The organism is Bellilinea caldifistulae, assembly GCF_001306055.1.
In the GTDB taxonomy this organism is placed as follows: Bacteria; Chloroflexota; Anaerolineae; order Anaerolineales; family Anaerolineaceae; genus Bellilinea; species Bellilinea caldifistulae.
The window spans coordinates 61985-76682 of the sequence record NZ_LGHJ01000029.1; the positions used below are offsets into that span (position 1 = coordinate 61985).

Sequence of the window (14698 nt, forward strand, 5' to 3'; positions counted from 1 at the left end):
ACACCTCCATGAATTTTGTATGATGGTAAAAATTATAACTTCATCTAAAAATGACTGTGCCATTAAATCGGAGGATAAAAATGAGCTCATACCGCACCCTTCAATGGGATGATCGAACGAACACCCTTGTGCTTTTAGATCAGCGTTTCCTGCCCCATCGTATTCAATTTGTGACTTGTGGGGATGAGCAGCAAACTGCCGAAGCTATTCGAAATATGACCATCCGCGGTGCGCCGGCGATTGGTGCGGCAGCCGCTTTTGGGCTGGCGCTGGCAGCCTTCCGCTGCACCAGCTCAAACCCTCAAGAAATTCGCGAACGAATCGAAAACGCCGCTCGTCAATTGGCATCCGCGAGACCAACTGCGGTCAATTTGCAATGGGCATTAACAAGAGTATTGAACAAACTCGCCACTGCGGAAGGAAATCCGGAAGACTTGCGCAAGCTCATTCTCGAAGAAGCCATCCAGATTGCAGAAGAAGATGTGCAAATCAACAAAAAAATCGGTTTGAATGCTCTACAAATCCTTCCGGAAGAAATCAATTTCATTCATCACTGTAACACCGGCGCCTTAGCCACAGTTGATTATGGTACCGCACTGGGCATCATCCGAACTGCCCATGAACATGGGCGCAAAGTATTTGTCTTCGTAGATGAAACCCGCCCACGCCTTCAGGGAGCAAAATTGACCGCCTGGGAACTTCAACAGTTAGGGATCCCATTCAAGGTCATTGTGGACGGTGCTTCCGGCTTTGTGATGAAGCGTTTTCGAATTGACGCAGTCGTAGTCGGTTGCGACCGCGTGGCTGCCAATGGCGATACGGCCAACAAAATTGGTACCTACAACCTTGCCCTGGCTGCCAAAGCCCATGGCGTTCCTTTTTATGTTGCCTGTCCCACATCCACCATTGACCTGAGAATCACCTCCGGTGACCAGATTCCCATCGAAGAACGGGAAGCGGAAGAAATCACCCATCTGGAAGGTACGCCAATTTGCCCGCAGGGAACTGCCGTTTTCAACCCGGCTTTTGATGTTACCCCAGCAGAATTGATCACTGCCATCATTACCGAAAATGGCGTTTGTTACCCGCCATTTATCCATTCATTAAGTGGGGTTGTTCATCCCGCGTGATTGATCCCGTAAATTTCGGTCAACAGCGCCTTCAGGTGCATTTCCAATACCGAAAACGAATAATGCTTCCGGGCAACCCGGTAATTTACCCGGCACATTTCCTGGGCATATTCTGCATCCTTTAGGGCACGCCGTGCCTGTTGAATGGATTGCTCGGTAATAAAACCATCAAACTCAATGACCTGAAAACCTTTGGGTTTAATGTCAATCTCGTAGATGGAATAGCGATTAACCACAATCGGGCGGTGGAAGTAAATTGCTTCCAGAAAGGCGTTGCCAAATCCTTCTATTTCAGAAGGATAAGTGACCAGATCAGCATGAGGGTAAACATCGTAGAGCGTGTAAATCTTGCGTCCATCGGGTGTTCTTCCGCGTTTTTCTTGAATAATATCCGAAACGAATAATGTATTGACCCCCATCCGCTTCGCATAATCCCTCACCCGATGTTCGTACTCTCTGCCTTCATCCCCGGCTGCGTGAGAGATCACCAGGCGAGCAGGAATATCCAGACGGGAAACCAGCTCAATCGCATGTTCAATCCCCTTGCGTTGAACCACACGGGTTGGCTGAAGGATTAATTTCTCGCCCTCATCAAGCCCCAAATCCTTTCGAAGAGATTGAGCATATTCATCCAGAGGGGGTGGCGGGGTTTCAAAATCCATCACATTCGGCACGATTCGGCAGGAGGCCCCAGTCCTTAAGCTCAATTGTTGTCCAGCAACAGAATTGATGACCACGTGTTTTACGCTGGGAAAAGCCGGGGGGAAAGCCATCGTCAGATAATCCCAGACACAATTGACAAGAAACCGCTTGCGCTCCCAGTACATATCATGGTGATGGGCAATCACCGGGAATCCGGTTTCTGCAATGAACTCAGAAATTGCCATGCCCAGCGGAATATTGACCGGGATAGAGAGGGCATTTTCTGATACCAACAGATCAATTTCAAAGTGTTTGACAAATTTCTGGAGGTGATCCTTGAAATAGGCCTTGTATTCCTGGATTTTTCGGGTTAATTGCGGAGACCGAATGGTTTGGTTGAAAGCCTCTTCATGGAGGGCTTCCATCTCCGGATGATGAAAAAACAAATTGGGTACCACATAACTGACCTCAGCCGGCCGGTCACACAAACCGGCAAAATAATAACAGGAATGTCCCAATTTTTTAAAAACAACAGCCCACTTTTCAGTTTCAAGGCTGACTCCATCCGTACCCGCAAATCGTGTCGAAACAAATCCAATCCTTAACGAAGAGTTTTTCATGGGGGATAACTCCTTTCTATGAAGCACTCTGAACCAACCAACGGTGTTGATAGGGTGAGAGTTGAACCAACCGAGTAAACTCTTCCTCCCTTGAAGAAAGCAAATCCTTCCACCGGTTTATGGAATCCGGCAACTCAACAAACACCTCATCTTTTGAAAAATTGTGTACACAGAACACAGCCCGGTTAGATCGAGGATCCAGACGGATTAAGCCAAAAATCCGCTCATCCACCAAACTCACTTTCTGCTCGGCAAGGGGGTGAAACGCCGCTTCTTTTCGTCTCACGCTCAACATTCGGTTTAAACCACTCCAGATTTTTGCTCGTCTGCCCGCCGGATTCTCAATTTCAGCAAGCACTTCCTCAGCAGCTAGTTTTTGTCGGTTGATGGTGCGGTTTGCCCCGGTCAGATTGACTCCTTCTTTCCAGCCCCTGGAACCAATCATCGAATGCACATAAATTGCCGGTAAACCTTTCATGGAAAGCAATACAGCATGCGCGGTGAGAAAACGACCAATCATCTCTTCTTCTGTAAGTGGAGATTCGGGATCTCCCATGGCATCAAAAAAATTCACATTTAATTCGTATGGAGAGCGGCTTCCATCCGGATTTGCTTTGTAACTGACCAGTCCCCCTAATTTTTGAATACGTGTAACCAGTTGGTCAATTTCCGTGTCGGTCAAAATTCCCCGCACTGGATTGATTCCAACGCCATCGTGCGAGGCAAGAAAGTTAAAAAAGGCGGTCTGATCAGATGGTGTTTGAAGATCACTTGCCCAGCGGGTCAAATAGCGGGTGTTTTGGGTTTGAACAGTATGGAGAACCAGAGGAGGTAGAGCAAAATTGTAAACCATGTGGGCTTCGTTCATCCCATCACCGAAGTAAGAAACATTCTCCTGATGAGGAACATTGGTTTCGGTGATGATCTTTGCATATGGGGCAACTTCACTCAATAGACATCGCCAGAACTGGATAATCCAATGAGTTTGGGGTAAATGAATGCAGGTTGTACCAATTTCCTTCCACAAGTAAGCAATCGCATCCAAACGGATAAACTGTGCCCCATAGCGGACATAATCCAAAAGTACCCCGGTCATTTTTTGAAAGACCTTCGGGTTAGAATAATTTAAATCCACCTGATCGGCGCTAAATGTCGTCCAAACGTGTATGATCCCGTCTTTACTCTGAAATTCGGTCAACAATGGCAACGCCCGCGGACGAACCACCCATTTCAACCGTTCATCACTGGGATCTGCAGTGATGTAAAAGTCCTGATACTGTGGATCACCCGATAAAAATCTTTGGAACCATTCATGACTGACCGAGGTGTGATTCACCACCGCATCAAACATCAATCGAAAGTTTTTGGAAAGATCTCGAATATCCTGCCAATCCCCAAAATCCGGATGGACCGATAAATAATCTGCAACGGAAAAACCATCATCCGATGTGTAAGGGTAAAACGGGAGAAGATGAATGGAGGAGATATTCGGATAAAACAAGCGTAGGGCAACATCCAGCAATGTTTTCAGCGGTTTTTCTCCTCCACGCCGAAATTGATCGGCATAGGTTATCAAAACCGCATCCGACTGATCGAGGGGCAATGGCTGCGATTGCACCGCTAAAATTTGACGGGTATCTTCTGCCTTTTTGAGAATTTGCTCAAAACTATCCCAATCCGCATTCTCCGGGTAAATAGATCGAAAGAGCTCTTTTAGTTTTTCCTTCGTTATGTCTGATAATGGACTGATCATTTTCCTTTTCCATTCAAATCTGGCGGCCAAAAAATAATTTTCGGATCAGCATTTTCAGGGATCATCTCGAACGCTTTTGAAAACGGCATTCCTAAAGATGCAACAATCAGCGTTGCAATCGCCAATCCATGCGAAACAATTAATATCCTTTCCCCCGGATGACGGGCGGCAATTTCATCCACACAGGATTTCACCCTTTCCGCTACTTCTTTCAGACTTTCACCTCCCGGCGGGCGGCTTTCGAGTGGATTTTCCCTGCGGTCTTCAAAAAAATCCGCATACCGTTCGCGAATTACGCTGAATAACTGTCCTTCCCACTCGCCTTGATGAATTTCTCGCAGGCGCGGATCAACTTTTACCTCCCTCTCATCAGCAAGAATTTTTGCCGTCGAGAAGGCTCGCTGCAGGTCACTGGAATAAATCGCCGCAAATTTTACATCGCTTATCTTTCTCGCTAAATCGCGCGCCTGCCTGATTCCAATTTCGTTCAAAGGTCTATCAGCCTGCCCCTGATAACGTCCCTCAACATTCCAATCCGTTTGACCATGTCTCACCAACCATAACTCGGTTTTCTTCCCTTGCATAAAACCCTACCCCGTGATTTCAGTTTCTTTGTTCAGGTAAAATTTAGCTCGATATTCAGGCAGTGTAATCATCGGTGGACGATCCTGCTCAATAATTTCCTTAACTTCCAGATAGTAATTGCCGCCTTCGTATTGAACAATTTTCATTGAACGGTTGATGTCTTCAAACAAAGGCTGCTTAAAGCGTTCTTCCAGTTTTTTCAATACCGCCTGGATGATCACAAAGGACATTTTACTCAAAGCCGTCAGGCTTTGATTGTGGTGGATTCGCTCCAACAAATCCACCTGCGCAATTGCCGAAAGACCAAATTTTTCAAAAACATCAATCAATAAACCGGTCTCCACGCCATATCCGGTAAAAAAGGTCAGGGTTTCCAGCACCTTTCGCCTGCCTCCGTACTCTCCAGAAAGCGGCTGAATCACCCCCGAAAGTTCCGGGTAAAAAAGGTTGAGCAATGGCCTGGCGGTCAGTTCGGTTACCCTTCCCCCACCGGTTGATTGAACCCTACGGCCAGTTTTCAACGGCCTTTGATAAAAACCTTTCACAAAATGAATGTTCTTATTTAACAACAACGGGCCAACCACCCCATAAACAAATCGAGGGTGAATATTGACGATATCCGAATCGATCCAGATAATAATGTCACTACTGGTCACATACAAACTCTTCCACAGGGCTTCCCCTTTTCCCTCTCTGGCCCCATACTGAGGCAGCACCTGCTGATGGATGTAAACCGGTATTCCAAGGGATTCGGCAATTTCTCTGGTTCGATCAGTGGAGTTTGAATCCATCAGTACAATCTCGTCCAGAAGTGGATATTTCTCAACCAGCGATTTCCGAATAGTGCCGATCACATTTCCGACCGTTTCCTCCTCATTCAAGGCAGGTAATGCAAGGCTAATCGTCAACCCCTGTTCCTCTTTCAAACGGACAAGATCGGCAATATGATCGAACTCGCTGGCGTGAAAGGTGTTTTCGGCAAACCATTTATCCACCAGAATGGAGATGGCTTTAGAACCAATCGTTTCTTTTTTCCAATCATCTTCACGGCGTGGAATTTCCTGTTGGGACTTAACCACAACGACATCCCGTCCAACCTCATCCAGCAATTGATCGGCTATTTTTCCCAAACTTTCCTGCCGCTCGACTCCTGCTTCGGCAATGCCCACGATGGTAATATCGGAGTGGCGGGAAAGTTCTAAAATATCCTGATGAGGATTGCTCGATGCTTTTCGTTGATAATTGACCTCAGGCAAATTAGGTAAAATTCTTGAAATACCCAACAACGGCGCTTCGACAACTTCTGCACTGGTTTCGGGTAAGAAGAGATGGACTGCGTTTAACTCCGACCGCCGCATGGCAAGGGCTAATCTGAGGGATAACTGGGCATGCGGCCCACCGCGCAAGGGTATGCCAATTTTAGGCTGGAGTTTTGTGAAGTTGCCATGGATGATGGCAACGTTAGCATTGATCCGTTTAATCCCTTCGGCAAGATTTGGCTGATGCTTGGGTAGCGTAGCCCAATCCAGTATCACCAGATCCGTTCGATGCTCCTGAAGATACGAATTAATCCCATCCCAAATGTCATAGGTGACGCTTACCCCAATCTGAGCGTCAATATGGTGAGCACGAATGTAGTCGTACAGACATTTTCGTAATTTTCTCGCCCTTGCATTCCCCGCCGAAAGAGAAAGGGAGGAGTCAACATCCACAATACCCAGCAGGGTAAGAGTGGTTTCACTGAGCAAGTTACAGAAATTGATGATATTTTTGTGAAGCGATTCATCAAAAACCGGTACAACCAGTCTTCGGAATGGCCGAAAAATTCTTTGAGAGTACATCAACTCACCTCAACCTTGATTTTGGAGAACATCCCTGATTAAGGGTGCGATTTTACGGGTATAAATCGCCTCCCAGGTAAATTCCTTCTTCACTTTTGACCGAAAAGAGTACACCGGGTCTTTGTTTAATGATTCTCCAATCCTTTTAGCCACAATTTCCGGAGAATCTTTTAGAGAAAACAAATTGGCATAACCATCCGCCAGTGCCCGCAACGGCGCAATATCACTACAAAAGATTAATAAACGGCTCAGACCAGCTTCCAGGACGGGTATACCAAAGCCCTCCTCTTTGCTGGTCAATAACAAAACATCCGCCATACGATAGAAAGAACCGATCCACTCCTCCGAAATGCCGTTGGGGAAATATTCGGCCAGGAAGAAAACCTGGTTCTCCAAATCCAGCAGTCTTCTCAGTTCAATGAGCTCTTTCAGATATTGCTCGTTGGTCGGATTATGAGCACCTGTTGGGCCGGTCACCACCAGTTTCACCCCGGGAAAGTGGTGTTTAAGACTGGCGATAATGTGCAAGCCCATTTCAAGATTCTTTCTGCGGGTCACCCGAATTGGCATCAGGACAAACGGTTCAGCCGAAAGGAAATGATGCTGGCTTACAAATTGGTACAAATCGTCCGTCAACCCAATCAAGTTCTTCTGGTTGATGCCCCCCGGAATGACCTTGACCTTGTCCTGCTCGATCCCGGTCAAATGCACCATTTCCTGCTTTCGAGCCTCAGAAACCACTACATGGGTTACACCTTCCCAGGCAATTTTGCACAAATTCCATGGATAAGCCGAATACAACTCACCATTGTACTGACTCGCTGTCCACGCAAAGTCATGATGCCACAAAATTACCGCTAATTTTTCCGGTCTGGAGGAAATCAGGCGGTAGAGAGCGGCCGTCAAAGCCAGATTTTTATGCTGCGAAGCAACGTTATGCGCAATCAACAATCTTGCATCGGCGAGAACTTCAACCAGCCAGTTGAAAATTTGACCGGCTATATCCTCGAAATTCAAAGGAACTTGACCCTGGTCAAGGTGTTTTTTTAATTCAAGAATTTGGGGATCGCGCGAATCCAGCAGCGGATTTGCCTTCACTTTAATGTGAGGATGCCACGAATTTCCCCTGCCACATAAGATTTCAACATCGTAACCAAAATTGGACAGACATTCAGCCTGACTGGCCATCACATTTTCTACGCCACCGATAATTGGCGGAGCAGAATAATGTAAAAACGCAACTTTCATCCATTTCTCCCAGAATCGTAATTTCCTTTGTCGAAAATTGTTCTAAAAGATTGTAACACATGCAATTTTGGTTTTTTCGCAAATTATTAGACAAATCAAAGGAATTTTTGGAGAGGGTGATGTACAATCAAAAATGGATTACTTTGATAAAAGAGGCATAAAAATGAATTTTGAATGGACACAGGAACAGGATGACCTGTATCATCAAGCAATTGAATTTGCTCAAAAAAGAATGAATCAAAACCTGATCGATGAAGATCGCAATCAGGTCTTTTCAAAAGAAAAATGGCAGGCCTGCGCCGATTTGGGACTGCTGGGGATGATTATTCCAGAACAATATGGCGGTTTGGGACTGGATGCGCTTACGGTAGCACGTGTATTAGAAGGTTTTGGCTACGGCAGCAAAGACACCAGTATCTTTCTCTCAATTGGTGCCCACATTTGGGCTGTTGAGATGCCCTTGCTTCTCTTTGGTAGCGAAGAGTTAAAGCAAAAATACCTGCCAAAATTAATCTCTGGAGAATGGGTTGGTGCTCATGCAATCTCCGAACCCGCTGCCGGATCGGATGCAATGTCCATGTCCACCACAGCTGTCAAAGACGGTGATGATTTTATCCTCAACGGAAGTAAAACTTTCGTCACCAATGCACCGGTGGCGGATTTCTTCATCACATTCGCGACAATCAATAAAAAATACGGTTTTGCAGGTGTGACTTGTTTTGCTGTGGAAGGCGATATACCCGGTGTTTCAGTTGAATCACACATGGAAAAACTGGGGTCAAGAACATCCCCCATGGCCGATGTCATCTTCCGCGACGCCCGCATTCCCGCCACCAATGTGATTGGAAGTCCCAGCAGCGGGTCGAGAGTGTTTTCTCGCATCATGTTTTGGGAACGGGCGCTCATCCTCGCTCCTTTTCTGGGCGCAATGCAACGCCAAATTGAAGATTGCGTGCGTTACGCCAATGAACGAGTACAGTTTGGCAAGCCCATATCTGCCTATCAGGCAATTTCCGGTAAAATCGTGGATATGCAGGTACGCCTTGAATCAGCCCGCCTGCTGATTTACAAAGCCGCATGGGAATTGGAACATGGCGATCCAACGATGCCCGCTTCGATTGCAAAACTTGTCACCAGCGAAGCCGCTGTACAGACCTTTTTAGACGCGATTCAAGTCTTTGGCGGTTATGGTTATACAACAGACTTTGAAATTGAACGACATCTGCGTGATGCAATTGGTACAAAGATTTACTCCGGCACCAGTGAAATGCAAAAGATGATCATTGCCACCACTCTCGGTTTGAAAACCCAGGGATGAAAAATGCTTGATAAAGAAGTAACCACAACAATAGAATTACTGTATTTTGAGGATTGCCCGAACTGGCGAAAAGGTTTGGAACTTTTCCAAAAAGTACTGGACGACTTGGCAATCGGTCAGGAAATTCACCTGATCAGAGTCGAGACCGAGGAAGAGGCCCAAAGTCGGAAATTCGCCGGTTCGCCCTCGTTCTTAATCAATGGGCAAGACCTTTTTCCGAACCAGCAGGCCAATTACTTTTTAGGCTGTCGTGTTTACCCCACGAAGGCGGGTTTTCGCGGCGTTCCCGAGTATGATGCCCTTCGTTCAGCAGTTCGACAAGCATTGGGGTTATGAAAAGTTCACTACCTTATCAATCACCCTGAGCGCTTCTTCCATCAAGGTCATGTTTGCCTGACTGCCCATATGTCCGAGGCGGAAAATTTTTCCAGCCAATGGGCCGTAGGAGCCGCCAACGACCAGTCCCATTTCGCGAAAACGACGATCCAATTCCTCCCACGAAAATTTTTCCGGGATATGAACCGCCGTGACGGTAGGTGAAGGTACCGCATTCTCTGCCGGAAATAATCGCAATCCCATCTCTTGCAGTTCCTTTCGGCAATAATCGGCAACCATTTCGTGGCGTTTGAACACCTCAGCCAGCCCTTCGTCCAAAATCAGTCTCAGCGCCTGATGCACCGCCGCAACCCCATGCCAGTTTGGGGTGTACGGAAAGTAAAATTTTTCCTGAGCATCCCAAAAAGGCAACAAGGCATCATATCCCACGTAGCCGACCTGTTTGATGATTTTCCACGCAGCCTCACTGACGGTGACAAACGCGGCCAAAGGTGGTGCGGAAAATACCTTTTGTGAACCGCCCAAACACAGGTCTATCGCCCATTCATCGGTCTTGACCGGTGTCCCGCCCAGGCTTGCTACTGCATCAACGTAGAATAAAGGCACTTCATATTGTTGCTTGAGAAGACCAATTTTCTCTAGCGGATTGAGGGTGCCGGAAGGTGTTTCACAGTGGACAGCCGTGATCATCTTCGGGCGAAAAGTTTTAATCAGTCTTTCAATCGCATCCCAATCCTGAAAAGTCTGGTTATAAGCCACCCCGTAAACCTTTACATCTGCCCCAATGGAAGCAGCCATCTCTGCAATTCCATAGCCAAACACGCCGCTGGCAAGTGCAAGAACCCGGTCTCCCGGCAGAAGTGTACTTTTCAAGGCCCCCCACAAGGCAATCATTCCTTCTCCGGTATGGATCACAACCCGATTCTTTGTTTCATACACAACCCGTAACAGATTTTCAGTTTGGTTGTATAAATCCAGAAATTCTCGTTCCAGATCCGCAGATGGGTAATCCCGATTCATCGCATCCAGGACAATTTGAGGAACGCTAGTTGGGCCGGGCACCATGGGTATGGGATAAAGATTCATAAGTCAAACCACTTCCTTAAGTCAAAGTCAGATCAACCCAATTATCTCACAAACTACCAGAACCAAAAGTGATTATAATTTGTTGCGGTATAATCAAACTCAACAACCCCTTCAGGAGTAAACCTTTGAAAACCAGCGTTGTTGATCGTTTTATCCGCTATGCGAAAATTCACACCGAATCCGATCCGGCTTCGGAAAGCTTCCCCAGCACCAGCCGGCAGTTAAATCTGGCAAAACTGCTAGTTGAAGAATTGAAACAAGTAGGGCTGGTAGATATTTCGCTGGATGAAAACGGCTATGTGATGGCAACCCTTCCCGCCAATGTTGAGAATGCACCCACGATTGGATTCATCGCTCATATGGACACCAATCCGGATATGACCGGTGAAAATGTCAATCCCCAAATCGTCCATTATCAAGGCGGAGATATTATCCTCAACCCGGAGAAAAACATCGTTCTTTCTCCCCAGGATTTTCCCGTACTGAATAACTACATCGGACAAACCCTGATTACGACCGATGGAAACACTTTACTGGGCGCGGACGACAAAGCCGGCATCGCCGAGATAATGGCAGCCGTCGAATACCTCGTCCAACATCCGGAAATCCCCCATGCTGCCATCCGGGTCGGTTTTACGCCAGACGAAGAAATTGGGCGAGGGGCCGACCGATTCGATGTCCAGAAGTTCAACGCCGATTTCGCCTATACCATGGACGGTGGGGAAATTGGCGAACTGCAATATGAGAATTTCAACGCTGCCAATGCAAAAATATTCATTCAGGGACGGAATGTCCACCCCGGTACTGCCAAAAACCAGATGATTAACGCCTTGCAAATCGCCATCAATTTGCACCAGATGTTACCACCCCACCTGAGGCCGGAACACACTGATCATTACGAAGGATTTTTTCACCTGACCCACATTCAAGGAAGTGTTGATTCCGCTGAGATGCGCTACATCATCCGTGAACATGACCGCCAAAGATTTGAAGAAATGAAAGCCCTATTGCTCCGGGCTATTCAATTCCAGAACGAACTTTACGGATCAGAGCGGATCAAGATTGATTTACGGGATAGTTACTACAACATGAAGGAAAAAATTCTGCCGGTAATGCACATCATTGAGCTTGCAAAACAAGCCATGCTGGATGTGGGAGTTACCCCCATCATCCGCCCGGTGCGCGGCGGTACTGACGGGGCAAGGTTATCCTACATGGGATTACCCTGCCCAAATATCTTCAATGGCGGGCATAACTATCATGGCCGGTACGAGTTTATCCCGGTTGAATCAATGGAGAAAGCCGTTCAAGTCATCGTGCGAATCGCAGAACTTGCCATCCAGGATTGATCAGGAGACGACTTTTAGCCAAACAAACTGATAGGGTTCCAGCATCAAAGCATTGATTGTGGAATATGGCTGACTGCTAACCAGATCAACGAAGTGATAGCCCAACCCATGCAAACGAATTTCATTCCCATCAATGATTTGGGGCTGTTCGCTGAAATTGCAAATGGCTAACACCCGTTCATTTCGTTTTTGACGCACATAAGAAAACAGGTGCTTCGACCTCAGACTGAGAATTTCAGTTTCCGCCCCGCCAAAGGCACTGATTGCTTTTCGCAATTCAATTAATTTTCTCAAGCGGGTGTACAACTTTCCTTCCAGAGTTGTCTCGTCAAACCGCCGGTTGTATTTCTCCCAGTCAGCAAATGGACGGTGCACCCAACGTGAATCGCGCACTTTTGCCGGGTCTTCACGATAGCGATAATCGTTTAAGGTGGCCACTTCATCCCCAAGATAAATTAACGGGATGCCGCCTATGGATAGAATCACACTGTGGATGAGGATAATCCGCCGCAAAGCCAACTCAACTTCTCGCTCAGTTTCCTCGTAAATCGCCTTTTCCAATCCCGCCAAAGAAGCACAAGTGCCAGAAATTCTTGCATCACCAGTGCGGGGATTTTCCTGAAACGGCAAACCCCGCGCAAAACTTCCAGGAAACTTACCGGTATAGAAATCATTCAAAAAACGGCGATGGTCAAAGCCGTTGATGCCCAACTGAGCCGCATCCTCATCTGAAAAAGTCCATCCGATATCGTCGTGACAGCGCACATAATTCACCCAGGCACAATCCGGATGAATCTTAAACCGTTCCTGCATCGAAAACGTGAGCAAATCGGTCTGGCGGGTTGCCAGTGTATTCCACAGCAAAGCCATCAACAAAGGATTGTAAGAAATCTGGCATTCTTTGGGGTGGATATAACGCACCACCTCATCGGGATGAACGATTGCCTCGGATTTAAAAATCAATGAGGGAGCTGAAATCCGGGCTATTGAATTAAAAGCCTGGATTAGAAGATGGGCTTCTGGCAGGTTTTCACAATTTGTTCCCATTTGTTTCCAGAGAAAGGCAACCGCATCCAGACGCAGGACTTCGACGCCTGCATTTGCCAGGAAGAGCATTTCCTCAGCCATACGGTTGAAGACCACCGGATTGGAATAATTCAGATCCCATTGATTGGAATGAAAAGTCGTCCAGACCCATTTACCCATATCTGGAAAATAAGTAAATGCACCTGGATGCTCTTCGGGAAAAATTTCCCGCAAGGTGCGTTCATAGGCATCCGGCATGGTGCGGTCGTCGAACATATAATAATAAGCCTGATACTCCGGATCTCCCGCCCGAGCCTTTAGCGCCCACTCATGTTCGTTAGAGGTGTGGTTAAACACAAAATCCAGCACCAGACTGATTCCCTCTTTGCGCAACTGTTGTGCCAGTTCAGATAATTCCCCCATGCTCCCAATGGCTGGATTGACTTCACGGTAACTGGAAATTGCATATCCACCGTCATTTTCCCCTTCCGGACAGCGGAACAATGGCATCAGATGCAGGTAAGTCAATCCCAATTCCTTAAAATAGGGAATTTTCTGCTGGATACCCTTCAAGTTTCCAGCGAATAAATCCACGTAGCACACACCGCCAAGCATCTGATTCGACTGGAACCAATCCGGATGATTTTCACGATCCGCATCCAGTAATTTCAATTCAGGGTTACGCTGAGTCCAGTAAACAGCAAGGACCTCCAGCAATTCTTCAATGTGATAAAAGAAATCATAATGCGTCCCGTATAGATGATGAAGAATTCGAAAAAGATCTTCAAAATTCCGGCTCAGGCGGCTTTCAAACTTTTGCCAATCCTCTGAATGACCGGCAATGTAATCGGCAAACCGCGTCCTGAGACGCGGTTGAAGCCGATCCAGAGTCCGTTTCGCTTCTCTGGAAAGATCCATGAACCCGATTCCTTTCTAAGTTATCCTTTTACAGAACCTGCCATTAAACCGCGTACGAAATAGCGTTGTAAGGCAAAGAAAACGGTCAACGGCAAAATCATGCTGACAAAAGCACCGGATGTAAGCAAATGCCAGTCCTGCCCTTTCTCTCCAACCATGGCTGCCAGCGCACTGGTAACAACCCGGTTTTGATCGCCAAGAAAGACCAGAGCCACCAGATAGTCATTCCAAACCCACAAGAACTGGAAAATGGCAAAGGATGCCAGGGCAGGGATGGATAAGGGCAGAATCAGGCGGGTAAAAATAGTGAAGTGCGAAGCCCCGTCAATAAAAGCCGATTCGAGAATATCACGCGGGAGAGAACCGATGTAATTGAACAAGAGATACACTGCCAGCGGCAATCCGAATCCGGTATGTGCCAGCCACATAGCGAGGTATGTGCCGTTTAAATTCAATTGAGTGTAATCTCTCAAGATTGGCACCAATGCAATTTGCAGGGGAACAACCAGCAAAGCAACCACCAGTGTAAATAACAATTTTCTGCCGGGAAAGTTAAGCCACGCGAACCCATACGCCGCAAATGCAGCAATCAAAATGGGGATGATCGTCGAAGGAACCGCAACCGCGATTGAATTGAGAAAGGCACCCCCCAGGTTATTGCCCTTTCGGGTAATTTCATTCCCGGATGCGTCCCGAAAACGAATCTCCTTTCCGCTTAAGAGATTGTTGAAAAACAAACAACTGGGATTGACGAAAAGGGGAAAACCTTAATACAATCGAACCAAACCACTTTGGAGATCAGCGGGATGGAAAAGCAGCGTTTCGAAGAAACCGGCAAAGGATCAT

11 protein-coding genes and 1 pseudogene are annotated in these 14698 nt (G+C 46.9%); 4 read left to right on the forward strand and 8 right to left on the reverse strand.

Going from position 1 to position 14698, the window contains the following annotated elements; all coding sequences use genetic code 11:
- Nucleotides 1-80 precede the first annotated feature (80 nt).
- Complete coding sequence (gene mtnA / locus AC812_RS16925; protein WP_061916982.1) at nt 81-1130, forward strand: S-methyl-5-thioribose-1-phosphate isomerase; 1050 nt, start codon at nt 81-83, stop codon at nt 1128-1130.
- On the opposite strand, the gene AC812_RS16930 is transcribed toward mtnA, so the two are convergent.
- The 5 genes from AC812_RS16930 to AC812_RS16950 are packed head-to-tail and all read right to left on the reverse strand — an operon-like array spanning nt 1118 to nt 7819.
- Nucleotides 1118-2392 carry a glycosyltransferase family 4 protein gene (locus tag AC812_RS16930; protein ID WP_061916984.1) on the reverse strand — a complete coding sequence of 425 codons (1275 nt, stop codon included), beginning with the start codon at nt 2390-2392 and terminating at the stop codon, nt 1118-1120. The genes mtnA and AC812_RS16930 overlap by 13 nt on opposite strands.
- Before the next feature lie 16 nt (nt 2393-2408).
- Nucleotides 2409-4145 carry a sugar phosphorylase gene (locus AC812_RS16935; protein WP_061916987.1) on the reverse strand — a complete coding sequence of 579 codons (1737 nt, stop codon included), beginning with the start codon at nt 4143-4145 and terminating at the stop codon, nt 2409-2411.
- A complete protein-coding gene (locus AC812_RS16940) occupies nt 4142-4729 on the reverse strand; it encodes a histidine phosphatase family protein (protein WP_061916989.1) in 588 nt (195 codons plus the stop codon). Before AC812_RS16940 ends, AC812_RS16935 begins: the two co-directional genes overlap by 4 nt.
- Before the next feature lie 6 nt (nt 4730-4735).
- Nucleotides 4736-6571, reverse strand: coding sequence for a glucosyl-3-phosphoglycerate synthase (locus tag AC812_RS16945; protein WP_201797712.1), 1836 nt, complete (start codon nt 6569-6571; stop codon nt 4736-4738).
- A gap of 9 nt (nt 6572-6580) precedes the next feature.
- Nucleotides 6581-7819: a glycosyltransferase family 4 protein gene (locus tag AC812_RS16950; protein ID WP_061916992.1), complete on the reverse strand. Its 1239-nt coding sequence runs from the start codon at nt 7817-7819 to the stop codon at nt 6581-6583.
- Nucleotides 7820-7982: 163 nt separating this feature from the next.
- Between AC812_RS16950 and AC812_RS16955 the strand changes: the two genes are divergently transcribed.
- Complete coding sequence (locus AC812_RS16955; protein WP_061917017.1) at nt 7983-9137, forward strand: acyl-CoA dehydrogenase family protein; 1155 nt, start codon at nt 7983-7985, stop codon at nt 9135-9137.
- Between the two features lie 3 nt (nt 9138-9140).
- Nucleotides 9141-9473, forward strand: coding sequence for a DF family (seleno)protein (locus tag AC812_RS16960; RefSeq protein WP_061916995.1), 333 nt, complete (start codon nt 9141-9143; stop codon nt 9471-9473).
- Here the strand turns inward: AC812_RS16960 and AC812_RS16965 are convergent.
- Nucleotides 9468-10559 carry a pyridoxal-phosphate-dependent aminotransferase family protein gene (locus AC812_RS16965; RefSeq protein WP_061916997.1) on the reverse strand — a complete coding sequence of 364 codons (1092 nt, stop codon included), beginning with the start codon at nt 10557-10559 and terminating at the stop codon, nt 9468-9470. The two genes, AC812_RS16960 and AC812_RS16965, sit on opposite strands and share 6 nt — an antisense overlap.
- Before the next feature lie 125 nt (nt 10560-10684).
- On the opposite strand from AC812_RS16965, the gene pepT reads away from it, so the two are divergent.
- Nucleotides 10685-11908: a peptidase T gene (pepT, locus tag AC812_RS16970; RefSeq protein ID WP_061917000.1), complete on the forward strand. Its 1224-nt coding sequence runs from the start codon at nt 10685-10687 to the stop codon at nt 11906-11908.
- Here pepT and AC812_RS16975 read toward each other — a convergent pair whose 3' ends face one another.
- A complete protein-coding gene (locus tag AC812_RS16975; RefSeq protein WP_061917003.1) occupies nt 11909-13852 on the reverse strand; it encodes an alpha-amylase family glycosyl hydrolase in 1944 nt (647 codons plus the stop codon).
- Nucleotides 13853-13872: 20 nt separating this feature from the next.
- Nucleotides 13873-14583, reverse strand: a pseudogene (locus tag AC812_RS16980) (carbohydrate ABC transporter permease); the annotation flags it as partial.
- Nucleotides 14584-14698 lie beyond the last annotated feature (115 nt).